Annotated in this window: 21 protein-coding genes; 6 read left to right on the top strand and 15 right to left on the bottom strand. The window is 66.3% G+C overall.

Going from position 1 to position 24153, the window contains the following annotated elements; all coding sequences use genetic code 11:
• The first annotated feature begins 106 nt into the window (after nucleotides 1-106).
• The 3 genes from QGV54_RS13930 to QGV54_RS13920 are packed head-to-tail and all read left to right on the top strand — an operon-like array spanning nucleotide 107 to nucleotide 3201.
• A complete protein-coding gene (locus tag QGV54_RS13930; protein ID WP_281016236.1) occupies nucleotides 107-1492 on the top strand; it encodes a 3-deoxy-7-phosphoheptulonate synthase class II in 1386 nt (461 codons plus the stop codon).
• On the top strand, nucleotides 1467-2672 hold the full coding sequence (locus QGV54_RS13925) for a hypothetical protein (RefSeq protein WP_281016237.1): 1206 nt from the start codon (nucleotides 1467-1469) through the stop codon (nucleotides 2670-2672). Before QGV54_RS13930 ends, QGV54_RS13925 begins: the two co-directional genes overlap by 26 nt.
• Nucleotides 2673-2691: 19 nt before the next feature.
• Complete coding sequence (locus QGV54_RS13920) at nucleotides 2692-3201, top strand: GNAT family N-acetyltransferase (protein ID WP_281016238.1); 510 nt, start codon at nucleotides 2692-2694, stop codon at nucleotides 3199-3201.
• A 229-nt stretch (nucleotides 3202-3430) separates the two neighbouring features.
• Here the strand turns inward: QGV54_RS13920 and gltA are convergent, their stop codons facing one another.
• Both gltA and gltX read right to left on the bottom strand, forming a co-directional pair.
• Nucleotides 3431-4735: a citrate synthase gene (gene gltA / locus QGV54_RS13915; protein WP_281016239.1), complete on the bottom strand. Its 1305-nt coding sequence runs from the start codon at nucleotides 4733-4735 to the stop codon at nucleotides 3431-3433.
• A gap of 141 nt (nucleotides 4736-4876) precedes the next feature.
• Nucleotides 4877-6271, bottom strand: a complete 1395-nt coding sequence (gene gltX / locus QGV54_RS13910) for a glutamate--tRNA ligase (protein ID WP_281016240.1) — start codon at nucleotides 6269-6271, stop codon at nucleotides 4877-4879.
• A 52-nt stretch (nucleotides 6272-6323) separates the two neighbouring features.
• On the opposite strand from gltX, the gene QGV54_RS13905 reads away from it, so the two are divergent.
• On the top strand, nucleotides 6324-8486 hold the full coding sequence (locus tag QGV54_RS13905) for a ComEC/Rec2 family competence protein (RefSeq protein WP_281016241.1): 2163 nt from the start codon (nucleotides 6324-6326) through the stop codon (nucleotides 8484-8486).
• Between the two features lie 33 nt (nucleotides 8487-8519).
• On the opposite strand, the gene lexA is transcribed toward QGV54_RS13905, so the two are convergent.
• From lexA to QGV54_RS13875, 6 genes are all read right to left on the bottom strand, one after another.
• Complete coding sequence (lexA, locus tag QGV54_RS13900) at nucleotides 8520-9248, bottom strand: transcriptional repressor LexA (RefSeq protein WP_281016242.1); 729 nt, start codon at nucleotides 9246-9248, stop codon at nucleotides 8520-8522.
• A gap of 189 nt (nucleotides 9249-9437) precedes the next feature.
• A complete protein-coding gene (gene glp / locus QGV54_RS13895; protein WP_281016243.1) occupies nucleotides 9438-10643 on the bottom strand; it encodes a gephyrin-like molybdotransferase Glp in 1206 nt (401 codons plus the stop codon).
• On the bottom strand, nucleotides 10640-11119 hold the full coding sequence (gene moaC, locus QGV54_RS13890; RefSeq protein WP_281016244.1) for a cyclic pyranopterin monophosphate synthase MoaC: 480 nt from the start codon (nucleotides 11117-11119) through the stop codon (nucleotides 10640-10642). The genes glp and moaC overlap by 4 nt, the downstream gene beginning before the upstream one ends.
• A gap of 2 nt (nucleotides 11120-11121) precedes the next feature.
• On the bottom strand, nucleotides 11122-11955 hold the full coding sequence (gene trpC, locus QGV54_RS13885) for an indole-3-glycerol phosphate synthase TrpC (protein WP_281016245.1): 834 nt from the start codon (nucleotides 11953-11955) through the stop codon (nucleotides 11122-11124).
• A gap of 3 nt (nucleotides 11956-11958) precedes the next feature.
• On the bottom strand, nucleotides 11959-12996 hold the full coding sequence (gene trpD, locus QGV54_RS13880; protein ID WP_281016246.1) for an anthranilate phosphoribosyltransferase: 1038 nt from the start codon (nucleotides 12994-12996) through the stop codon (nucleotides 11959-11961).
• Complete coding sequence (locus QGV54_RS13875) at nucleotides 12996-13580, bottom strand: aminodeoxychorismate/anthranilate synthase component II (protein ID WP_281016247.1); 585 nt, start codon at nucleotides 13578-13580, stop codon at nucleotides 12996-12998. Before QGV54_RS13875 ends, trpD begins: the two co-directional genes overlap by 1 nt.
• 137 nt (nucleotides 13581-13717) lie before the next feature.
• On the opposite strand from QGV54_RS13875, the gene QGV54_RS13870 reads away from it, so the two are divergent.
• Nucleotides 13718-14599, top strand: a complete 882-nt coding sequence (locus tag QGV54_RS13870; protein ID WP_281019964.1) for a divergent polysaccharide deacetylase family protein — start codon at nucleotides 13718-13720, stop codon at nucleotides 14597-14599.
• Here the strand turns inward: QGV54_RS13870 and trpE are convergent.
• A complete protein-coding gene (gene trpE, locus QGV54_RS13865; protein ID WP_281016250.1) occupies nucleotides 14583-16106 on the bottom strand; it encodes an anthranilate synthase component I in 1524 nt (507 codons plus the stop codon). The genes QGV54_RS13870 and trpE overlap by 17 nt on opposite strands.
• A 44-nt stretch (nucleotides 16107-16150) precedes the next feature.
• Nucleotides 16151-18055, bottom strand: a complete 1905-nt coding sequence (locus tag QGV54_RS13860) for a SurA N-terminal domain-containing protein (protein WP_281016251.1) — start codon at nucleotides 18053-18055, stop codon at nucleotides 16151-16153.
• A 193-nt stretch (nucleotides 18056-18248) separates the two neighbouring features.
• On the opposite strand from QGV54_RS13860, the gene tpiA reads away from it, so the two are divergent.
• Nucleotides 18249-19013, top strand: coding sequence for a triose-phosphate isomerase (tpiA, locus tag QGV54_RS13855; RefSeq protein ID WP_281016252.1), 765 nt, complete (start codon nucleotides 18249-18251; stop codon nucleotides 19011-19013).
• Between the two features lies 1 nt (nucleotide 19014).
• On the opposite strand, the gene QGV54_RS13850 is transcribed toward tpiA, so the two are convergent.
• From QGV54_RS13850 to QGV54_RS13830, 5 genes are all read right to left on the bottom strand, one after another.
• Nucleotides 19015-19884 (bottom strand): SDR family oxidoreductase, encoded by an 870-nt coding sequence (locus QGV54_RS13850; RefSeq protein ID WP_281016253.1) that lies wholly within the window; start codon nucleotides 19882-19884, stop codon nucleotides 19015-19017.
• Nucleotides 19881-21107, bottom strand: a complete 1227-nt coding sequence (locus QGV54_RS13845) for a glycosyltransferase family 4 protein (RefSeq protein ID WP_281016254.1) — start codon at nucleotides 21105-21107, stop codon at nucleotides 19881-19883. Before QGV54_RS13845 ends, QGV54_RS13850 begins: the two co-directional genes overlap by 4 nt.
• Nucleotides 21104-21877: a TylF/MycF/NovP-related O-methyltransferase gene (locus QGV54_RS13840; RefSeq protein ID WP_281016255.1), complete on the bottom strand. Its 774-nt coding sequence runs from the start codon at nucleotides 21875-21877 to the stop codon at nucleotides 21104-21106. The genes QGV54_RS13845 and QGV54_RS13840 overlap by 4 nt, the downstream gene beginning before the upstream one ends.
• 28 nt (nucleotides 21878-21905) lie before the next feature.
• Nucleotides 21906-22649 carry a phytanoyl-CoA dioxygenase family protein gene (locus QGV54_RS13835; RefSeq protein ID WP_281016257.1) on the bottom strand — a complete coding sequence of 248 codons (744 nt, stop codon included), beginning with the start codon at nucleotides 22647-22649 and terminating at the stop codon, nucleotides 21906-21908.
• A 94-nt stretch (nucleotides 22650-22743) separates the two neighbouring features.
• A complete protein-coding gene (locus QGV54_RS13830; protein WP_281016258.1) occupies nucleotides 22744-23961 on the bottom strand; it encodes a glycosyltransferase in 1218 nt (405 codons plus the stop codon).
• Nucleotides 23962-24153: the final 192 nt, after the last annotated feature.

Below are 24153 nucleotides of genomic sequence, written 5' to 3'. Positions count from 1 at the left end.
GCGGGAGTCCTGAAAATCCGCCGTTTTCATTCAACCGCCCAGCACTTATAAGGTGCGCTGCCCTGCGTATTCAGGGCATCACCGATGTGTTTCTGGAGTTGGTACGATGGCTGCGACGAACTGGACCCCGCAATCCTGGCAGAAGAAGCCCGCGAGGCAGATGCCGGATTATGCGGACAAGGCGGCGCTGGACGACGTCGAGGCGCGGCTGCGGCGGAACCCGCCGCTGGTCTTTGCGGGTGAGGCCCGGAACCTGAAGTCCCGTCTGGCCGAGGTGGCCGCGGGCCGGGCCTTCCTGCTGCAGGGTGGCGACTGCGCCGAGAGCTTTGCCGAGTTCCATGCCGACAATATCCGCGACACCTTCAAGGTGCTGCTGCAGATGGCCGTTGTCCTGACCTACGGCGCCCAGTTGCCGGTTGTGAAGGTCGGGCGTCTGGCCGGCCAGTTCGCCAAGCCGCGGTCATCGCCCACCGAGGTGGTGAATGGTGTCGAGCTGCCGATCTATCGCGGTGACATCATCAATGCGATCGAGGAAGACCCCATCGCGCGGCAGCCGAACCCGGACCGCATGCTGCGGGCCTATGCCCAGTCGGCCAGCACGCTGAACCTGGTGCGGGCCTTCGCCCAGGGCGGTTTCGCGGACCTGAACCGGGTGCACCAGTGGAACATGGGCTTCGTCGCCGACAGCCCGGCCGGTGAACGCTATCAGGAGATGGCCGACCGCATCGCCGATGCGCTGGCGTTCATGGAAGCCTGCGGCATCAGTGCCGACAGCTCACCCTCCGTGGGGCAGGTGGATTTCTACACCAGTCACGAGGCGCTGCTGCTGCGCTACGAGGAAGCGCTGACGCGCATGGATTCGACCACCGGCACCTGGATCGATACCTCCGCCCACATGCTGTGGATCGGTGACCGCACCCGCGACCCGGACGAGGCGCATGTCGAGTTCATGCGCGGGATCACCAATCCCATCGGCATCAAGTGTGGCCCGAGTCTGGACGCGGACGGCCTGATGCGTCTGCTCGACGCCCTCAGCCCGGATAACGAGGCCGGGCGGATCACGCTGATCTCCCGCTATGGCGCGGGCAATGCGGGTGACCATCTGGTCAGCCTGGTGCGCCGGGTACAGCAGGAGGGCCGGACGGTGGTCTGGTCCTGTGACCCGATGCACGGCAACACCATCAAGTCGGCCTCCGGTTACAAGACCCGGCCCGTCGACCGGATCCTGCAGGAGGTCAAGGAAGTCTTCGAGGTGCATATCGCCGAAGGTTCATATCTCGGTGGCGTGCATTTCGAGATGACCGGTCAGGATGTGACCGAGTGCCTCGGCGGCGCGCAGGCAATCTCCGACGAGACCCTGTCCGACCGCTACCACACCCATTGCGATCCGCGGCTGAATGCCAGCCAGGCCCTGGAACTGGCGTTCCTGATTGCGGAGATGCTGAGAAAGCAAAGGGGAGAGCGTGATGTCGCCCTCCGGGAAGCTTCCTGAACTTCGTGTAGTCGGGCGCTCCGACGCGCCCGGTGCCGCCAACGACCGGGTGCCGGATCCGGCGCTGGAACATGACATTGCCGACCGGACGGATCACTATTTCCGCCGGACCAAGGCGATCGTCTCGCAACTGGGTGACATGCCGGTCACCTATGCCGTGTTCATGCGCCGCCCGGTCATCTTCTCGCCGCGGCTGGCTGTGGCGCTGCTGGAGAAGGCGGCGGACGAGCGGGGGGTCACCTTCAAGATCGAGCTCTGCCACACGGAGGGCGACTGGGTCGGTGCCGGTGATCCGCTGTTCTACATCAGCGGCAGCCTGAAGCATCTGGTGGACCTGGAAACGCTGTACCTGCAGAAGCTGGGGGCCGCCTGTGTCGCGGCCTACAATGCATTCGCCATGTGCAGCGACCTGCCCTATGCCGGGTTCCTGGCGATGGATGCCCGCCATTGCACCGGTCCCGACATGGCCGAACTGATGGCCTATGCCGCCTCGGTCGGCTCGGTGGCAGCCAAGCGGGACAATCCGGACGTCGTCGGTTTCATCGGCAATGCGACCGACGCAACGGCGCACTTCTTTGGCCAGGACAGCGGCCTCGGCACCATGCCGCATGCCCTGATCGGATATGCCGGATCTACCCTGCGCGCGGCGGAGATGTTCCGGGAGGTCTATCCGGACGATCCGATCACCGTGCTGGTGGACTATTTCGGGCGCGAGGTGACGGACGCCCTGACCGTCTGCCGGCGTTTTCCGGACGTGGCGAGCGAGGGCAACATGTCCATCCGCCTCGACACCCACGGCAGCCGCTATGTGGAGGGGCTGGATCCGAGTTCATCCTATGCGGTGCTGGAACGGCATGTGCCGAACGCGACACGGCAGTACCGCAACGAGACGGAGCTGCGCTATCTGATCGGCACCGGGGTTTCGGCCGCCGCCATCTTCCATCTGCGGGAGCGGCTGGACCTGGAAGGCTTCCAGAACGTCAAGATCGTGGCTTCATCGGGCTTCGGGCCGGAGAAGTGCCGGGTCATGGGGTCGGTCAAGGCACCGATCAATGTGGTCGGCACGGGGTCCTACCTGCCTGACCGCTGGACGGAAACCTATGCCACTGCGGACATCATCGAATATGACGGTGAACCACGCGTGAAGCTGGGGCGGGAGTTCCTGCTCCGGCGCACCTGAACCGGGCGGATCTGAAACGATGGCCCTGTCGATCAGTCCGGCACGTACGGCTGCGGACATCGAGGCCGCGCGGAAGCTGTTCCTCGCCTATTCGGAAAGCCTCGACTTCGATCTGTGCTTCCAGGACTTCGACGCGGAGATGGCGCGCTTTCCGGGCGAGTATGTGCCACCGGGCGGAGATCTGCTGCTGGCCCGGAACGGTGGGGAAGCCGTGGGCGTCGTTGCGCTGCGCCGCTTCGGCGAGGGCGTCGCGGAGATGAAACGGCTGTATCTGGGCGAGGCCGCCCGGGGGCTGGGGGCAGGGCGCAAGCTGGCCGAACAGGTCGTTGTCTCGGCCCGCTCGCTCGGCTATCGCAGCCTGCGGCTGGACACGGCGACCAGCATGACGGCGGCAATCGGTCTCTATGAATCGATGGGGTTTCGCAGGCTCACGGGACCGGATGCAGGAACCGGGGCCACGGACACCGGAAAATCAGATACCGGACAATCAGACACTCCGGCGCTGATCTACTTCGAACTGGACCTCTGAGCGTCTATCCGGCCAGAAGCGTGCCTGCCAGCAGGACTCCAACCGCACATGCCGCCGCGATGCGCAGCACGAGGCGCCGCCGCCCAGTTGGCCGGTTGTCGTTCGCGGCATGCAGGAATGCAACGCGGGCGGGGGTGTCGAAACGCCTTCCGCCTGCGGCAATGCCGACCCGGGGCGCGCGTCCGGCGCCCCGGGTCGTGCCGACAGCCCGGTTTCGGGCCACTGGTCCTTACCTCTTGTGGAGCGGTACGAACGAACGCTGCGCCGGACCCGTGTAGAGCTGGCGCGGGCGACCGATCTTCTGGTGCGGATCCTGGATCATCTCGTTCCACTGGGCGACCCAGCCGACGGTCCGTGCCAGGGCGAACAGCACCGTGAACATGTCCACGGGGAAGCCCATCGCCTTCAGGATGATGCCCGAGTAGAAATCGACGTTCGGATACAGCTTCTTCTCGACGAAGTACGGATCTTCCAGGGCGACCTTCTCCAGCGCCATGGCGATCTGCAGCAGCGGATCGTCCTGCACGCCCAGCCGGTCCAGAACCTCGTGGCAGGTGGCCTGCATCACGGTCGCGCGCGGATCGTAGTTCTTGTAGACGCGGTGACCGAAGCCCATCAGGCGGAACGGATCGTCCTTGTCCTTGGCCTTCTTCACGAACTCGCCGACGCGATCCGGCGTGCCGATCTCGTTCAGCATCTTCAGCACCGCCTCGTTGGCGCCGCCATGTGCCGGACCCCAGAGACTGGCGATGCCGGCTGCGATGCAGGCAAACGGGTTGGCACCCGACGAACCCGCAAGGCGGACGGTCGAGGTCGATGCGTTCTGCTCATGATCCGCATGCAGGATGAAGATCTTGTCCATCGCCTTGGCCAGGATCGGATCGATCCGGTATTCCTCCGCCGGGACGGCGAACATCATGTCCAGGAAACGCTCCGAATAGGTCAGGTCGTTCTTCGGATAGATGAAGGGCTGGCCGATGGAATACTTGTAGGCCCAGGCTGCGATGGTCGGCATCTTCGCGACGAGGCGGTAGGACGCGATCTCGCGCTGCTTCGGGTCATTGATGTCCGTGGAGTCGTGGTAGAAGGCGCTCATCGCGCCAACGACGCCGACCATGATCGCCATCGGATGCGCGTCACGGCGGAAGCCACGGAAGAAGTAGTTCATCTGGTCATGCAGCATCGTGTGGCGCGTGACGGTATTCACGTAGTCCGCCTTCTCCTCCGCCGACGGCAGCTCGCCATTCAGCAGCAGGTAGCAGACTTCCAGATAATCGGAATGTTCCGCCAGTTCGTCGATGCTGTAGCCGCGATGCAGCAGCACCCCGGCGTCGCCGTCGATATAGGAAATCTCCGACTGGCAACTGGCTGTCGAGGTGAAGCCAGGATCGTAGGTAAACTGCCCTGTCTGGGCATAGAGCTTGCGGATATCAACAACGTCAGGACCAACCGTACCGGAAAGGACATCGAATTCGATGCTTGATCCCCCGCCGGTCGCAAGGCTGGCACTGCCGGTTTTCTTCGCTTCATCCATTATCTGACCCCTCATCTGTTGCATCCGCACGCTACTTCGTCGGCATTCGAAAATCGATACCGCACGTGCGAAACATTATACCCAAAGCCGGACCATTGCACACGTCCCGCGTCCCCTTCGCGTGGACCCCAAGATAGCGCGTCAGAGGCAATCGTCGATCCGCGCCAGGGATTCCTCGCGGCCCAGGGCCACCAGAACGTCAAAGATGCCGGGCGACATGTTGGAGCCTGTCAGCGCCGCGCGCAATGGCTGAGCGACCTTGCCGAGCTTCAGTTCGTTCGATTCCGCATAGGCCCGCACAGCCGCGTCTGTGCTTTCTGCATCCCAGCCCTGCAATGCTGCAAGTGCGGCCCGGACACCGGCCAGAACGCCCTTCGCATCGCCGTCGATCAGCTTCGCCGCCTTGGCATTCATGCTCAGTGGCCGTGATGCCACCAGGAAGGCGGCGCTGTCGGCCAGTTCGATGATGGTCTTCGCCCGTTCCTTCAGGCCGTCCATCAGGCCGTTGATCCTGGCAACGGCCACGGCATCGCCCGCGATTCCCAGGCGTTCGGCAACCAGCCCGGTCAGGCGGTCATTGTCGCCTTCACGCAGGTAGTGGCCGTTCAGGTTTTCCAGCTTGGCGAAGTCGAACCGCGAGGCACCGCGCCCGATGGCGTCGAGCCCGAACCACTCGATGGCCTGCTCCATGGAGAAGATCTCGTCGTCACCATGTGACCAGCCCAGTCGAACGAGGTAATTCAATACCGCCTCTGGCAGGTATCCCATCTCCCGATAGGCATCCACGCCCAGCGCGCCGTGCCGCTTCGAAAGTTTCGCACCGTCCGCACCATGGATCAGCGGAATATGCGCGAATACGGGCACGTCCCAGCCGAGTGCCTGATAGATCAGGCTCTGCCGCGCGGCATTGACCAGATGGTCGTCCCCCCGGATGACGTGGCTGACGTTCATGTCGTGATCATCGACGACGACGGACAGCATGTAGGTCGGCGTGCCGTCCGCGCGCAGCAGGATCAGATCGTCGAGCTGGTCGTTCTGGAAGGTCACATCACCCTGCACCGCATCGGCGATCACCGTGCTGCCGGTCTGTGGCGCGCGCAGCCGGATGACGGGATCGACACCTGCCGGTGCCTCCCCCGGGTCGCGGTCGCGCCAGCGTCCGTCATAGCGAACGGGCTGACCGGCGGCGCGCTGGGCCTCCCGCATCGCGGTGAGTTCCTCCGGGCTGGTGTAGCAGCGATAGGCATTGCCGCTGTCCAGCAGCATCTGCGCCACCTCGGCGTGACGCGCGGCGCGTGCGAACTGGAACACGGGTTCCTCGTCGCCCTGCAGGCCCAGCCAGTTCAGGCCATCGAAGATCGCGTCGATGGCTTCCGTCGTGGAGCGCTGGCGGTCCGTATCCTCGATCCGCAGCAGGAACCGCCCGCCATGGTGCCGGGCGAACAGCCAGTTGAACAGGGCCGTCCGTGCTCCGCCGATATGCAGGAACCCGGTGGGGGAGGGGGCGAACCGCGTCACCACTTCCGAACGCGCCATCAATGTTTCTCCATTTGGCAGAAAGACATAAAGTCCCGGGCGGGAGGCGGTCATGTATCACATCGCCCGGCAGGTGACGAGACGACTGGGAACGATGGTGGCAATCAGCGGGGCCGCCCTCGCGCGTCCCGTGGATACCCTCGGTGCCCTGCTGGCGCAGGAGCGTGGACGCCTGTTCTTCTGGCTGCCCGTGGTGTTCGCCAGCGGGATCGGCGTCTACTTCGCGCTCCCCGTCGAGCCGGACTGGCCCCTTGCCGCCGTCATCGCTCTGCTGGCCCTGTTCGCCATGTGGCAGCTCCGCGGTACCGCCCTGGCCCCGGTCGCGCTTGTGTTCGGTCTCGTTGCCCTGGGGCTGGCGGCGGCTGTCCTGCGGACACTGCTGGTTGCCGCCCCGGTCCTGCCAGCCGAGATCGGCCCGTCGCAGCTTTCCGGCGTGGTGGAGCGGGTCGAGCTGCGGGAGGGGGACACGCGCCTGACGATCCGGCCTTCTGCGTTCGGGAAGCTGCACGCCGACGATCTGCCGCATCGGGTACGGGTGACGATCCGCACCCACGGCGATACGGCGCGGCCAGGCGACCTTGTCGAAGTTCTGGCCAATCTGCTGCCCCCATCGCCACCGGTGGAACCGGGGGCGTTCGATTTCCAGCGTCATGCGTTCTTCCGGGGCATCGGCGGCAGTGGCTACGCCCTTGGACCGGTTCGGGTCGTTGAACCCGGATCAGCCGCGGACCAGGCCTTGCCTCGGCTGCGCGATCACATGGCGGCGCGGATCAGGACCGTTCTGGGGGGTGCGGCTGGTGGCGTGGCGGTGGCGCTGCTGATCGGAGACAGGGGCGGCATTCCGGGGGACGACACCCAGGCGCTGCGGGACGCCGGGCTGGCGCACCTGCTCGCCATCTCCGGGCTGCACATGGGGCTGGTCAGCGGTTTCCTGTTCTGGCTGATCCGCTTCGGCCTGGCCCTGCGACCGTCCATTGCCCTGAACTGGCCGATCAAGAAGATCGCTGCCGTCGCCGCGCTGTTCGGCGGCCTGTTCTATCTGGTGCTGACCGGTGCATCGGTGCCGACCATCCGCGCCTTCATCATGGTGGCGCTGGTGATGCTGGCGGTTCTGACCGACAGACGCGCGATCTCCCTGCGGACCGTGGCCATCGCGGCGCTCGCGGTGCTGCTGATGACGCCGGAGGCCCTGACGGAGCCGGGTTTCCAGATGTCCTTCGCCGCCGTGACCGCCCTCGTCGCGGCCTACGAGCGGTTTGGCGACCGCATGCTGCACCGGACGCGGGAGACGGGGCCCGCAGGCCGGATGCTGATCTATCTTGCCGGGGTCGGTGTCACCACGGTCATCGCCGGTCTGGCGACCGCACCTTTCGCGATCTACCACTTCGGACGGGTTGCGGATTATGGCGTCATTGCCAACCTGGCCGCCGTGCCGGTCACGGGCTTCTGGGTCATGCCTGCCGGGACGCTTGCCCTGATCGCCATGCCGCTGGGGCTGGAGGCCGCGCCGCTCTGGCTGATGGGCCAGGGGATCGACCTGATCCTTCGGATCGCGCATGGCGTGGCGGCGCTGGAGGGGGCGGTACGGCTGGTGCCCGCCATGCCTGCCGCCGGACTGGTCACGGTGACCCTCGGCGGACTCTGGCTGTGCCTCTGGTCAGGGGGCTGGCGGAACCTCGGCTGGCTGGCGATCCTGCTCGGGATGGCGAGTCCCTATGTGGCGGATGCCCCGCTGGTCCGGGTCACTGGCGACGGTCGCCTTGCTGCCGTCACCGCGCAGGACGGCGGGCTGCTGCTGTCGACGCTGCGGCGGGAGAAGTTCGTGGCGCAGCAATGGCTGGCGCGCTCCGGTACTTCGGAACCGGGCGGTCGCTGGCCACTGGACGGCGCCAGCGCCGACGGCAGTCTGCGCTGCGACCTGCTGGGCTGCATCCTGCGCCGCGACGGCTGGATGATCGCGCTGCCGGTGGACGAGCGCGCGGTGCGCGACGACTGCGGTCGCGCGGATGTGGTGATTGCCACGGTCCCGGTGCGTGGGCGCTGCCCATCGGCGCGGGTGGTCGTGGACTTCTTCGACCTCTGGCGCGATGGGCCGCACACGCTGCACCTCAGCGCCCGTTCAGGCCCCTCGGTCCAGTCGGTCAACGCCCATCGGGGCGACCGCCCCTGGGTGTGGCGACCGATACCGCGCAGCGAACACTACTGGCGACAATGATGCCGCCGCGCGGTCTGTTCCGGACTGCCAGGCTCAATATTGCCGGAACAGGGCCACGAGACGTCCCTGGACCCGTACCTGGTCGGGGCGATAGATCCGCGTCTCGTAGGCCGGGTTCTCCGGCTCCAGCGCGATGGCGTTGCTGCGACGGCGCAGGCGTTTCAGGGTGACTTCCTCCCCCTCCACCAGGGCCACGACGATGCTGCCATTTTCTGCTACGTCGCCGCGTTCCACGATCACCGTGTCGCCGTCGAGAATGCCAGCGTTGATCATGGAGTCACCGGCGACTTCCAGTGCGTAATGTTCGCCGCGTCCGACCATGTGGGACGGTACATCGACATAGTTCGAATGGTCGCGCAGGGCCTCGATCGGTGTGCCGGCGGCAATCCGGCCATAGAGTGGCAGGCTGACCGTATCGCTGGCGGCGCGGGAAGTGGGCGGCGGCGCGGAGGACAGCGGCAGATCCGGGTTGTTGACCACCGTCGGCCGGAAACCGCTGGAGCTCAGCACCGGCTCCCCGGAGGCGCGGCGGCCCGCGGGAGTGGCGGCGTCCGGCAAGCGCAGGACTTCCAGTGCGCGGGCGCGATGAGGCAGGCGACGGATGAAGCCCCGTTCCTCCAGCGCCGAGATCAGGCGGTGAATGCCCGACTTGGACTTCAGGTTCAGGGCGTCCTTCATCTCGTCGAATGACGGTGAGACACCATTCTCGTTCAGGTGACTGTCCACGAACAGAAGCAGTTCGTGCTGTTTCCGGGTCAGCATGGCGATCCCCCGCTGAGGGCACATCTGTGTGTGCGTTGCTGGTTCGTCCTTCCGCACGGCCGGTCCGGGTCGTGAAACCCGAAACGAATCACTTGGTTAGACCGCCTATGTTCTATGAAAGTTCCGGAATTCCGTCAATGTTCCTGTTTCAACCCGGCGTTGGTCCCCATGTGGTTCCGCCGCCGGGTCTCAGATCATCCCGGTCAGGGGGATATAGGGAATCGGGCTTCCGGCCTTCAGCGCCTCCGCGTGGGGTGCACGTATGGCGAGTGCTCCGGCGCGGGAGAGGACATGCAGCATCGATGAGTCCTGGCGCGCAAAGGGGGTGACGGTCGCATGCCCCTCCGCGTCGAGATGCAGTTCGCTGCGCAGATAGTCCTCCCGCCGGTCGTTGGTGCCGAGATCGCGGCCCAGCGTCGCCGTGCGGACCTCCGGTTCCACATCCTCCGCCCCCAGCATCCGGCGGATGGCGGGGCGCAGGAACAGCAGGCCGCAGACCACGGCGGAGACCGGGTTGCCGGGCAGGCCCAGCAGGCGCACGTCACCGAACTGCCCGAACATCAGCGGCTTGCCGGGACGCATGGCAATGCGCCAGAAGTCCAGCGCCAGCCCCTTGTCCCCCAGCACGTCCTGCACCAGGTCGTGGTCACCGACGGAGGCCCCGCCGAGCGTCACCAGCATGTCGCAGCCGACTGCTCGGGCGGCTGCCTCCGCCAGCGCGTCGGGCCGGTCCTCCGCGATGCCGATATCGACCGGTTCCGCCCCGGCGCGGCGGACCAGCGCCGCCAGCGAAATGGCGTTGGAGGAGACGATCTGGTTCGGACCCAGCGACTCGCCCGGCCGCACGAGCTCGTCACCGGTCGAGAGCAGCGCGATACGCGGACGCCTGCGCACGCCGACCCAGGGCACATTCATCGCGGCAAGCAGGCCGAGGTCGCGGGGACCAATGTCCCGGCCCGGCTGAAGACCTGTTTCACCGGCACGGAAGTCCAGCCCGGCGCGACGCACGTAGGTGCCAGTCTTCAGGGCCTCCGTGGTCACGACCGTGGTGCCTGAAACCTCGGCATCTTCCTGGATCAGGATCGTGTCGGTGCCCGGGGGCAGGGGGGCACCTGTGAAGATGCGGACGCACTCGCCCGGTTTCACCTCGCCGTCGAAGGCGTGGCCCGCCGCCGACTCACCGATGCATGTCAGGCTGGCCCCGGCAGATACGACATCCGATCCCAGGACCGCATACCCATCCATGGCCGAGAGGTCGGCGGGCGGCTGGGTGCGCTGGGCAATGGCCGGTTCGGCCAGCACGCGGCCATCAGCCTCGGCGATCGAGATCCACTCGGCAGGCATCTGCGGCATCTGCGCCAGGATCCGCGTGCGTGCTTCCGCGACGGGGATCATGGCGCCACGTAGCGCCCGGACTTGCCGCCGTCCTTGAACAGCAGCCGCACGTTCCGGATCTCCATGCCCCGGTCCACGGCCTTGCACATGTCATAGACGGTCAGGGCGGCGACGGAGGCGGCGGTCAGCGCCTCCATCTCCACGCCGGTCTTGCCCCGCAGCCGACAGGTGGCGCGGATGACGACGGCGGGGTCGGGCGTGTCTTCCGTGGTCAGTTCCAGTTCGACATTGGTCAGGGCGAGCGGGTGGCAGAGCGGGATCAGGTCCGGCGTCTTCTTCGCCCCCATGATCCCGGCCAGTCGCGCGACACCCAGCACATCGCCCTTCTTTGCCCGGCCTTCCCGGATCAGCGCCAGCGTCTCCGGCTGCATGACGATCCGCGCCTCCGCGGTGGCCGTGCGCTCGGTCTCGTCCTTGTCCCCGACATCGACCATGCGGGCGGCACCCTTGTCGTCGAAATGGGTGAAACCGGACATGGTCAGGACGCTGCCTGCAGGGCGGCGGCCGGATCCCGCAGCAGCGCCTGAACGGCGGCGGAAACATCATCCTGACGCATCAGGCTCTCCCCGATCAGGAAGCTGCGGCAGCCCGCTTCGGCCATGCGGTCCAGATCGGCGCGGCTGTTCAGGCCACTCTCGCTGACGGCGACACAATCGTCCGGCAGGGCGCGGGCGCAGGCGATGGTGGTCTCCAGGCTGACGTCGAGGGTCTTGAGATTGCGGTTGTTGATGCCGATCAGGCGGCTCTTCAGATGGGTGCGGGCCCGTTCGAGTTCGCCGATGTCATGCACCTCCACCAGGACATCCATGCCCCAGCCGAGGGCCGCGTCCTCCAGTTCCTTCGCCTGACCGTCCGACAGCGCCGCCATGATCAGCAGGATGCAGTCGGCCCCGAGTGCCCGTGCCTCCGCCACCTGGTAGGTGTCGAGCATGAAGTCCTTGCGCAGCGCAGGCAGCGACACGGCGGTCCGTGCCGCGACCAGATAGCCGTCCGCGCCCTGGAAGTAGGGAATGTCGGTCAGTACCGACAGGCACGATGCGCCGCCTGCCTCATAGGCGCGGGCCAGCGACGGCGGATCGAAGTCGGCGCGGATCAGTCCCTTCGACGGGGATGCCTTCTTGATCTCCGTGATCAGCCCGTAGCGCCCGGCCGCCTGGTCCCGCTCCAGCGCAGCGATGAAGCCCCGGGGCGCATCCGCCGCCCGGGCGGCAGCCTCGACGGCGGCCAGCGGACGTTCTGCCTTGCAGGCGGCGATATGCTCACGCTTGTCGGCGCAGATGCGGTCGAGAACCGTGCCGGTGTCCGTCGTCATGCCTCAGGCCCCTCCGGTTTCATTGGAGATGGCGACAAGCTGCTCCAGCCGTGCCAGCGCCCTGCCGTTGTCCAGCACCTCTGCCGCCATTGCCGCGCCCTCACGCAGGGTCTCCGTCTTCTCGGCAACGATCAGACCGGCGGCGGCGTTCAGCAGCACGATGTCGCGGAAGGCATTCTTCTGCCCCTGCAGCACCCCGCGCAGGGCTGCCGCGTTCTCAGCCGGTTCCCCGCCTTTCAGGTCATCCGGTGATGCGACGGCCAGACCGGCGTCTTCCGGGGTGACGTCGAAGGTGCGGACCTGGCCGTTCGCCAGTTCGGCCACGTGGGTAACACCGGTGGTGGTCAGTTCATCCATGCCGTCCGCGCCATGCATGACCCAGACACGGTCTGCGCCAAGCTGGTTCTGCACATGGGCCAGAGGCTCGACCCACTGCTTCGCGAACACGCCCATGATCTGACGCTTTGCACCTGCCGGGTTGGACAGCGGTCCAAGCAGGTTGAAGATCGTGCGTGTCCCCAGTTCCACCCGTGTCGGGCCGACGTGGCGCATCGCACCGTGATGGCGCGGGGCCATCAGGAACCCGATGCAGGCATCCCTGAGAGACTTCTCCACCAGCGGGAACGGGCATTCGATGTTGACGCCCAGCGCGGTCAGCACGTCCGCCGCACCGGTCTTGGAGGACAGGGCGCGATTGCCGTGCTTGGCCACCGGAATGTCATGGGCCGCCAGCACGAAGCTGACCGCGGTGGAGACGTTCCATGTGCCCTTGGCATCGCCGCCGGTGCCGCAGGTGTCGATGGCGTTGGCCGGGGCGGTGATGCCCTGGGCCTTGGCCCGCATGGCCATGGCGCCGCCGGTCAGTTCATCGACCGTTTCACCACGCACCCGCAGCGCCATCAGGAATGCGCCCATCTGCGACGGCGTGGCATCGCCGGACATCATGATGTCGAAGGCGGTGCGGGCATCCTCCACGGAAAGTTCCTGGCGCTCGGCCACGCGGCCGATCAGCCCCTTGAAGGTCTCGATCTCGTTGGTCATCAGGCTGCCCTCTTCAGTCCGGCAGAATTCAGGAAGTTGCCGAGCAATGCATGGCCATGCTCCGAGGCAATGCTCTCCGGGTGGAACTGGACCCCGTGCACCGGGCGGTCCCGATGCTGCAGGCCCATGATCACCCCATCCTCGGTGCGGGCGGTGACCTCCAGCACGTCCGGCACACTGGCCGGCGCGACGGTGAGCGAATGGTAGCGCGTGGCGGAGAAGCCGTCGGGCAGCCCCTCGAAGACGCCCGTGCCCGCGTGGTGGACCCTGGACATCTTGCCATGCATCAGTTCTTCGGCGCGCACGACCTCGGCACCGAAGGCCTGCCCGATGGTCTGGTGGCCCAGGCAGACGCCGAAGATCGGCAGATCCGCAGGCGCATTGCGCACCAGATCAAGGGAGATGCCGGCACTCTCCGGCCGACCGGGGCCGGGGGAAAGCACCACTGCCTCCGGCTTCAGGGCGAGTGCATCCTCCACGCTGATCATGTCGTTTCGCCAGACTGTGACCCTGGCACCCAGTTCGCCCAGATAGTGAACGAGGTTATAGGTGAAACTGTCATAGTTATCGATCAGCAGAATCATGGTGTCGGTCCCAGGCGAACAGCGCCGGAGGGCGCGCCGAATTCCGCCGCACCGTCAGGGCGGCGTCAAGAAAACAGTGCGAACGCGGGGCGTCAAGCATGTCGCAGCATCAGGGCAGGGGTGGAAGGACGCGACAGGTGCGTCGATTGGGGCTTGGCGTTCTGCTGCTGGCCCTCGGCGTGCTGGCGCTGGCGCTGTTCTGGCCGGACCGGGTGGTGGAGCCGACGGTGCTTCACCCGGGTCAGCGGATGGATGCCAGAGCGCCCGACGGCAGTCCGGCACTGGACCGGCTGGTGGCGATCTTCCCGCGACTGACCGCGACCGTCCCGTCGCGTGAAACCGACGGTCGCGCGCGCATTGCCATCGTGCTGGACGACATGGGGCCGGACCGGGCCGCCCTGAAACGCGCCTCCGGCCTGCCGGTCGCCGTGACCTTCGCCTTCCTGCCCTATGCCGACAATGTGCGCGAACTGGCGAACGGCGCACGCGGGGCGGGGCGCACTGTCCTGCTGCACATGCCGATGGAGCCGATCGGCCCGGCAAATCCCGGTCCCGGAGCACTGCTGGCGGATCAGCCACCGGCGGAGCAAATCGCCCGTCTGGACGCGGCACTGGCGAAATTCGACCGGCTGGATGGCATGAACAACCACATGGGCAGCCGGCTGACGGCGGACCGGGAGGCCATGGACCGGATCATGGCGCGGCTGGCGGGGCGGGGCCTGTTCTTCCTGGATTCCCGGACCACGGCGGACACTGTCGCCGCAGGGGCGGCGGAACAGGCCGGACTGCCGACGCTGTCGCGCGACGTGTTTCTGGACGCTGATGGTACAGGCGCGATGGCGGCGGCGCAGTTGCGGCGTACGCTGGAGATTGCGTCAGCGACCGGGCAGGCCATCGCCATAGGGCACCCGCACCGGCGGACACTGGATGCGCTGGACGCATTCGTCGCGAACCTCGACCGGACACGGTTCCGCCTGGTTCGGCTCTCCGATCTGGTGCAGGTCAGCGCGGCGCGTTGACGCCACCGCTCTGGGCGAAGCGGACGGCTTCCTCCGCCGCGCGCATCAGGGCCTTGGCCTTGTTCACCGTCTCCTGATACTCGGCTTCCGGGTCACTGTCGGCGACCACGCCGCCGCCGGCCTGCACATGCATGACCCCGTCCTTGACGATGGCGGTGCGCAGCACGATTGCCGTGTCCATGGCACCGCTGGCCGAGAAATAGCCGATGCCCCCCGCGTAGAGGTGGCGCTTGTCACTCTCCAGCTCGTCGATGATCTCCATGGCGCGGATCTTCGGCGCACCGCTGACGGTGCCGGCCGGGAAGCCGCCGATCAGGGCGTCCAGCGCATCATGCGCCGGGTCCATCTCCCCTTCCACGTTGGAGACAATGTGCATGACCTGGCTGTAGCGTTCGATGGCGAACTCCTCGGTCACCTTCACGGTGCCGATCTTCGCCACACGGCCCACGTCGTTGCGGCCCAGGTCGAGCAGCATCAGGTGTTCCGCCAGTTCCTTCGGATCGGCAAGCAGCTCCTTCTCCAGCGCCAGATCCTCCGCCGGGGTCGCTCCGCGCGGTCGGGTTCCGGCAAGCGGGCGGACCGTGACCAGGCCATCGCGCACGCGCACCAGGATCTCCGGGCTGGAACCGACGACGGAGAAATCGCCGAAATTCAGGTAGTACAGGAACGGCGAGGGATTGGTCCGGCGCAGGGCGCGGTAGAGCGCGAACGGCGGCAGTTCGAATGGCACCTCGAAGCGCTGCGACGGCACCACCTGGAAGATGTCGCCGGCGCGGATGTACTCCTTCGCCTTCTCCACCATGGCGTAGTACTCGGGCCGGGTCATGTTGGACTTCGGCTCCGGCAGGCTTGCCAGATTGTCCACGCCGCTGCGGCTGTAGGGCAGGGCGCGTTCGAAATCGGCCACCGTATCCGCCAGCCGCTCGCAGGCCCGGTTGTAGGCCTGGCGTGCGCCGACGCCGGGCTGCGGCCAGACCGGTGTCACGATGCTGACCATGTCGCGCACGGAATCGAAGATGGCGATGACGGTCGGGCGCACATACAGCGCGTCGGGCACACCCAGCACGTCCCTGTTGGCGGCGGGCAGCCGTTCCATCAGCTTCACGGTGTCGTAGGCCATGTAGCCGAACAGCCCCGCCGACATGGGCGGCAACTGGTGCGGCATGTCGATATGCATCTCCGCCACAAGCTTGCGGAAGCTCTCCAGCGTCGGTTCGGCACAGGGCTCGAACGCGTCCGGGTCGAACCGGGCGGAGCGGTTGATCTCGGCGCTGTTGCCATGCGCGCGCCAGATCAGGTCCGGCTTCATGCCGATGAAGGAATAGCGACCGCGCACGGCGCCACCTTCCACCGATTCCAGCAGGAAGACGTTCGGGCGGCCGTCCGCCAGCTTCATGAAGGCGGAAACCGGGGTTTCCAGGTCGGCGACGATCTCGGTCCAGACCACCTGGCCCTCACCCGCGTCATACCGGGTGGCAAAGTCATCCGCGCTTGGTGTGAAGGCCATGGCTCAGGCTCTCCTGATCGGGTCGGGCCGGTCGGCCGCGACCGCTATTCGATGTCGCGCAGCAGGGCCGGATCGATGGCCTGGATCATCGCCTGGCGATTGACCCCGACGCCGAACTCGTCCCGCAACTGCTGCTGATAGGTGGCGAAGGCATCCTCGGCCATGGATTCACCGATGGCGGCCTCCAGTGCCGCAATCTGGCCAGCACTCTCGAGCGGATTGGCCTCGACGATCTCCACAACCTCGGCCAGGACCTGGGCGGGTTCGCTGGCGTGCGCACCGGCCGCATGGTCTCCGGCCTGGGCCGAGAAGACGACCGAGCGCAGGTTGCCCGCCAGCTCCGGTGCGCCGCCCTGGCGGGTCACGCTGTCTGCGGTCTGCACCGTCACATCGAACTCGCTGGCCAGTCCGTCAAGCGTGGTGCCTGCCTGCAGGCGCTCCAGCAACTTGTTGCGCACGTCGGCGGCAGCTTTGGCCAGGTTCTCTGCCCGCCATGCCGCTGTCACTTCCGTTTCCACCTCGGCGAAGGGGCGCAGTTCCGGTTCCATGACCTCCACGACCTCGACAACGAAGTAGCCGCCATCGCTGGTTTCATGCCGCTCCAGGTCCTCGTCCTGGGTCTGCGCGAAGGCTATCTCGAGAGCCTGCGGCGGCAGCGGCGTATCCAGTTCCGCGCCGTTCATGTCGACACCATTGCGGTCAATGGGACCAATCTCCCGCACCGCGACACCGACGGCATCGCCGACAGCGCGCAACCGGTTGCCACCAGCCAGTTCGTCCTCGACCTGGTTACCGAGATCAATGACGCGTTCCAGCGCGTGCTCGATCCGGATGGCGTTCAGCAATTCCTCGCGCACCTCCGCAAGCGGTCGCGTGGTCGCCTCCGTCACCTCGGTGACCTGCACCAGATGCCAGCCAAAGGCGGTCTGCACCGGTCCGGCAACCTCACCGACCGACGCGTTGAACACGGCGTCGCCGAGATCACCCGGTACGTCGCCGGGGCGCACGGTGCCCAGGCTGGTCGGTGCGTTGCCGTTCTGCTTCTCCACGGCGGCAGCGAAGGACAGGCCCTCGTTCACGCTGGCCAGCACGGCGTTGGCCGCATCCTCGTCCGGGAAGATCGCCTGATCCACCGTGCGGGAACCCGCAACGCTGAAGCTGGCGATCTGATCCTGATAGGCCTGCTCGATCTCCGCGTCATCCACGACGATATCCTGGGCGATGATCTCGGGGGACAGGTCGATCAGCAGGATGCGACGGCGTTCCGGGGTGGAGAACAGCTCCGGGTGGGCTTCGTGATAGGTCGTCAGATCGTTCTCGCTCGGCGGTGCCGTGTCGGCCAGACGGTCATTCGGCACGGAGATGAAACGGATGTTCCGCGCCTCGTTCTGGAACGCGAACAGGGCCCTGGCGTAGGCATTGACGCCCACCTCCAGCCCGGCAGTCACGGATGCCTGGATCTGACGACGGATCAGGTCACCGCGCAGATCCTCGGCGAAGGCATTGGGGGAGCGGTAGCCAAGCTGGCGGATCACCTGCTCGAACCGGACAGGATCGTACTGGCCGAGCTGGTTCTGGAAGTTCGGGTTGGCGTGGGCCGCCGCACTGACGGCGGAGTCCGGCACGGCAAGGCCGAGTTCCGTCGCCCGCAGGTTCAGCGTCCGGCGGTCGATCAGCGACGACAGCACCTGGTCATAGATGCCGAATGCCAGTGCCTCGCGCGGCTGCAGCACCATGTTCTGCTGTTGCTGGAGCAGGCGCAGGCGGCGGCTCGCCTCGTTCGCGAACGTGCTGGCGTCGATCACTTCCCCGCCGACGTCCGCCACCGGCGGATTGGTCGGGCCGGTGATGTAGTCGTTGATCCCCCAGAAGGCGAAACTGAGAATGAGCAGGACCAGCAGGATTCGTACGACCCACTTGCCTGCGCCCTTGCCGAGATTGCTGATCATGATCCGCCGCTGATGTCCGTGATATTGAGGATGGCGGACATTACGCATCAGGCGGTGCATCCGCAACCTGCGGAAGGCGCGTTCTCGGCGGGATCAGGCGGATTTGGGCTGCGGGGCGCGAATCGGTTGGCTTGGCGGCCCCGACAGCGGATGCTTGGGGTTGGTGAACGGGCTGAATTGACGGGGGCAGGACATGCGCAAGATGCTGATCGCGGGAAACTGGAAGATGAACGGCCTTGCCGGTGATGCTGCGCGCGAAGCCACGGCACTCGCCGAAGGGCTCTCGGTCGCCGCACATGTGCATCTGCTGATCGCGCCGCCCGCGACCCTGATCTCGCCCCTGCGCATCACGCTGTTCGAACGAGGCATTGCCGACCGCGTGGCCGTCGCGGGACAGGACTGCCACGCGGAGGTCAGTGGCGCACACACCGGCGATGTGTCGGCGGAGATGATCGCCGATCTGGGCGGCAGCCACGTCATCGTCGGCCATTCGGAACGGCGCACGGATCACGGTGAAACCGACGCTATCGTCAAGGCCAAGGCGGAGGCTGCGCTGCGCGCCGGTCTGATCGCCATCGTCTGTGTCGGCGAGACGGAGGCGGAGCGGCGCGCGGGCGAGACCCTGGCGGTGCTGCAGCGGCAGGTCAGCGGCTCGCTGCCGGAAGGTGCCACGATGGTGAACACGGTCGTTGCCTACGAGCCTGTCTGGGCCATCGGCACCGGCCTGACCCCGTCCACCGATGACATCGTGGAGGCCCATGCGGCGATCCGTGCCACGGCGGCGGCCCGGATCGGCGACGTCGATACCCTGCGGATCCTCTATGGCGGCTCGGTAAAGCCGGGCAACGCCGCTGAACTGCTCGCGCTCGAGGGGGTCGATGGCGCCCTGGTGGGCGGTGCCAGCCTGAAGGCGGCCGATTTCCTGAGCATCGCGGCGGCGGCACCCGTCAGGGAATAGATCAGCCTGGCTGTTTGGCGTCGTCCTGTTCCTGCGCCAGGACGGCCCGCAGACCGCTGCGATAGTCCGGGTACTGCAGCTTCACACCCAGTTCCGACTTGATCAGATCATTGCTGACCCGTTTGCTCTCCCCATAGAAGCTGCGGCCCATCGGGCTCAGGTTGGCCTCCTCGAACGGGGTGTCGGGCGGGACAGGCATGCCCAGCAGATTGGCCGCGAATTCCACCACATCCTGCGGCGGTGCCGGTTCGTCATCGCAGACGTTGTAGATGCCCGCGCGCCGGGGGCGGTCGATGGAGGCCAGCAGGGTCCGGGCGATATCCGCGACATGGATGCGGGAGAATACCTGACCGTCCCGGATCACCCGCCGTGCGGTACCCTCCCGCAGGGCCCTGAAACCATTGCGTCCGGGGCCGTAGATTCCGGCGAGGCGGAAGATCTGAACGGCGGCGTCGGTTTCGTCCTGCAGGTCCAGCCATTGCCGTTCCGCCAGCACCCGCCGTTCCCCGCGCCGCCCGGCGGGCTTCAGTTCCCCGGTTTCGTCCACCCAGCCACCCTGCCGGTCGCCATAGACCCCGGTGGTGGAGAGATAGGCCACCCACTCCAACGTCGCACAGGCGAGGATCTGCCCGCGTGCGTGGCGCAGTACCGGATCGCCGTCATCGTCCGGGGGGATCGACGCAACAATGTGGGTGACGCCATCCAGCGCCCCGTCGGGCAGTGGGGCACGCCCGTCGAAGGCCACCCCTGCCACATCAGCGGGCAGGGACCCGGCCGTCCGCTCGGTTGCCGCGATCGAGAAGCCGCGCTGGCGCAGCTGTGGTGCCAGGGTCTTGGTGGAGAAGCCATATCCGAAACAGAACAGCCTCATTCCCGTGCCTCCAATCCGAATTTCGCGGCCAGCCGGTCAATGCATCGGTCCAGATCAAAGGCTGACCGGACCCTGGCCTCACCTGCCTGACCCATGGCCTTTCGTGCCGCCGGATCACGCAGCATCCGTGACAGCGCAGCGGCCAGCGCCTGCGGATCGTCAGGGGGGACCAGCAGACCGGTCTCCCCGTCCCGCACCAGCTCCGGGATGGCCGAGACAGCGGTGGCGACCACCGGCAGCCCCTGGCTCTGCGCCTCCATCAGCACATTGGGCAGGCCGTCCCGGTCACCATCATCGGCGATCCGGCTGGCCAGCACGAACAGGTCCGCCTGTCGGCAGGCCTCCAGCACCGCCTGCTGCGGTTGCGGGCCGCGCCAGTCGATCCGGTCGGCAATGCCAAGCGCTTCCGCCTGCTGTTTCAGTTCGGCGAGTTGCTCCCCGCCCCCGATATGGATGAACCGCCAAGGCAGACCGATCTCCGCCAGCGCCTTCAGCAGCACCGGATAGCCCTTCTTCGTGACCGCCCGCCCGACGGACAGGATGACCGGCACAGGGTTCGCGGGACGCGTAGCGGGGGCAGGGGGAAAACGCGTCAGGTCAAGCCCGTGATAGACCAGACTGACCCGCCCTTCCGGTGCCAGTTCGGCCAGATGATCGGCATTCGCTGCGGTGCAGGTCACGGCGAAGGCGCAGTCGGCAAGTTTCTCCCGCTTCTCCCACGCCGGGCTGGTCCAGATGTCCTTGGCATGCGCGGAGACACTCCACGGCAGCCCCTTCAGCAGCGCGGCATAGCGGGTGGTGGAGGCCGGAGTGTGCAGGAAATGGGCGTGCAGGCGGGTGACCGACGGCGGCAGTTCGGCGGCCAGCACCACGGCCTGCCCGAAGCGGCGCACACGGTTCACGGTCGGATCGCGCCGGTAGTCCCGCCCGAACAGGGCAGTGGCAGCCTGCCAGGTCGGCCAGGCGGAACATGTGCGCCACGCCTGGCGGACCCGTGCAGGCTCATCGCGCAGATATTCGGGCAGATAGCTGACCGGGGCCGCGATGTCCTGATGCACGGGATGGCTTGTCGTATCGGTCGGATGGCGCAGGGACCAGATGTCGATGGCCAGGCCGCGCTGTTCCAGCGCCAGGATCTCCTGGGCGATGAAGGTCTCCGAAAGCCGGGGATAGCCCTTCAGGACGAAGGCCACCCGCCCGGTCGCGGGAGGGGCAGTGCTCAAGCCGGCTTGACCGCAATCCGTGCGGCCGTGTCGATGCGGTTCAGGTAGGGGCGATTGCCCTTCTCGGCGAAATATTCGTCCGTGGCCTGACGCGCGCCGGCATAGGCCCCATAGTCGTCGATGATCAGGAAGCCGCCGGTGGTGAGCCGCGGATAGAGATGATCGAGTTCGTGGCGGGTGGACCGGTACCAGTCGGTGTCCAGCCGCAGCAGGGCGATCCGGTCCGGCGCAACCTCCGGAATGGTTTCCTCCACCACGCCCTTCACGTAGATCAGCCGGTCCTCCGGATAGCCGGTGCTGGCCAGATTGGCCTTCACCTGATCGATGGGCGCGTAGCACCATTCGTTGTGGTCATCGCGCTGCTGCATCTCCCAGCGGCTGATCGTGTCCGATCCATCGCGCTGGCGGATGTCGATCTCCTCCGGTTTCACCATGCCGGTGTAGGTGTCATAGAGGTAGATGTTGCGGTCGGTGACGCCCATGTGCAGCAGGGTCAGCGCCATGGTCATGGCACTTCCGCCCTGCCAGACGCCGCATTCGACGAAATCGCCGGGAATGTCCTGCTCCACCACATGTTTCGTGGCGGCATAGAGCGCGTGAACGCAGTCCGGTGTGGTCAGGGTGTGGTCGCCCACCTTGCCGAAGATCTCGCTGAAGATCGGCTCCATGTCCCGCGGCAGCTTCATCTGCCGGTTGCGCAACCCGTGCTGCGGCAGCTTGCGGAACGTGAAGTCGTAGCCGTAGCGCAGGGCCAGCTTCTTCAGTTTCATGTTGACCATTGTCTGGACCGCCTGTCGTTCAGGCCGCGCGGGCCGGATCACGACCAAGGCGACGTTCCTGCTCCCGACGGTAGGGTGCGGGCAATTGCAGTTCCGTCGCCACGTTGCGGAAGTGGAAGCCGAGGCTGATCCGCGGTTCATCGGTACGATTGTGGAACGAGGCATGGACCGTGTAGGTGTGCGCCAGGACGGCGTCACCGGCCTCCAGCACCATCGGCACCGGTTCGCGGAACGCGCTCATCTCGCAGCGCAGGTTCTCCAGCCCGAACTCGTCAGTGGCCACATCGTGAAAGATGCGTCCCAGCTTGTGGGTGCCGGGAACCATCCAGATGCAGCCATTGTCCTCGTTCGTCGCCGTCATGGGCACGAAGACACAGCACACGCGGGAATCGCTCAGACCCCAGTAGACACCATCCTGGTGCCAGTGCTTGGTCCGCACTTCCTGCGGCAGCTTGGTGAATGCGAAGCTCTGCAGCAGCGTGGACGGCCCGTTTGCCGCCTCGATCAGGCCCTGGATCCGGTCGGAACGCATCATCTCATCGACCGCAGCGGACTTCGTGTTGATGTCCTTCTGCCGACGATGGTTCTCCGCCACCAGCCGTTCCACATCCGGGCGTATCCGCGCGAGTTGAGCCTGCGGGATCCAGTCCTTCAGGATGACGTAGCCGTCCCTGTTGTACTGCTCCGCCTGCTCTACCGTCAGCAGATCGCCTGCTTCGGCGGGCACGAACTGCTGTGCTTCGATGAAATCATTGATCGCCATGAGGCGTATTTAGTCCCTGATGGATGAAACGCAAAGTCCGGTGGACCACGGTCGGATCGTCGCAGGGGCAGGGTCACACGGGCGGCGGAACCGTTCAGAACATCTTCCGCACGGCACTGGTCCTGACCTTCCCCTTCCGGTCCAGCCATGGCGCGGCCAGGCGGTTGACGTTGGTCAGGCCCTCCAGCAGGCCGGGGACGACGATGTCGGAAGGCTTCTTCTGGCGCGGCAGGGCACGGATCGCGGCGGCCATGACCTCCGGGTCGCGGTCATCGTCCAGCGGTGTCATCTGCACCAGGCCGAGCGCCGCAGCGCGTTCCGCGCGGATCGTCTGTTCCATCCGGGGCACGCTGCGCGGCACGATGATGGCGCGCTTGTCCAGCGAGAGCACCTCGCAGAAGGTGTTGTAGCCGCCCATGGCGACCACCCCTGCCGCGCTGGCCATCAGGTTCTCGAAATGCGGGTCGAAGGTAATGGCCTCCACCCTGTCCAGCTTCGCGGCACGTTCATGGAACCCGGCCTGCAGTTCCGGGGCCATGAAGGGACCAAGCGCCAGCAGCGCCGGATAGGGCAGCAGCGGATCGGTCTCATAGGCGCGCAGGACCCAGTCGATCAGCGCATCGCCGTCACCGCCACCACCGGTCGTGACGAGCAGGAACGGGCGGTTGGTGATCTCCGGCAGGGAAACGGAAGGCGCGGTGCTCGGCCGCCGGGGCAGATAACCGGTGTAGACCATCTTGCGCGACACGCTCTCCGGAATTTCCAGTCCTTCCAGCGGGTTGCAGATCTGCGGCAGGCCATAGACCCAGATGTCGTCGTACAGGTCTTCCAGCGCCGGCAGCACGTTCTTGCGCTGCCATTCGGGTACCAGCAGCTTCGGTTCGTCCATGACGTCGCGCAGGCCGAGTACCAGCCGGGTGCCGCGCTTCTTCAGCATCTCCAGCGTCGGCATGACCTCGCCCCGCAGGCCCAGCGGTTCCTTGTCGACGATGAAGATGTCGGGATCGAAGCTTTCCGCCGTGTGCTGGATGATCGACGCGCGCAGCGCCAGCATGTCCTCGATATCCAGATGCAGGTTCAGCGAGGTATATTCGCCGTTGCGCAGCTTGATGACACCGGGGACGCGCACGAAATCCACGCGGGCGCGAAAGTCGAAGCTGCCGATGATCGGCGAACCCGACAGTATCAGCACCGACAGGTTCTTGTTGTTCTCGACCAGCGAATGGGCAATTGCCCGGCAACGCCGCAGGTGTCCCAACCCGAAAGTATCGTGGCTGTAGATCAGGACACGCGAACCTTTTCCGTTCGCCATTCTATTCCCCATTGCGCCGATTGTTCCGGCTGGTGTTGCGCGGGACTATGGCAGAATCGTCACGTGGCGGCAAACGGCTTGTCGGTGGCCAAGCATCGCGATTGTCGCAGGGGGCGCGGTCCACTAAGGTTCGTGACAGAGAACGTCTGCGCGGTGCTGGGCCGGGGGTGGCAACCAGCATGCGCCATGCGT

Origin of the sequence: Minwuia sp. IMCC3060, from assembly GCF_029909435.1 — a bacterium.
Classification (GTDB): domain Bacteria; phylum Pseudomonadota; class Alphaproteobacteria; order Minwuiales; family Minwuiaceae; genus Minwuia.
The sequence above is the reverse complement of the archived record's forward strand: the minus strand, read 5'-3'. Positions and strand labels throughout refer to the sequence as shown.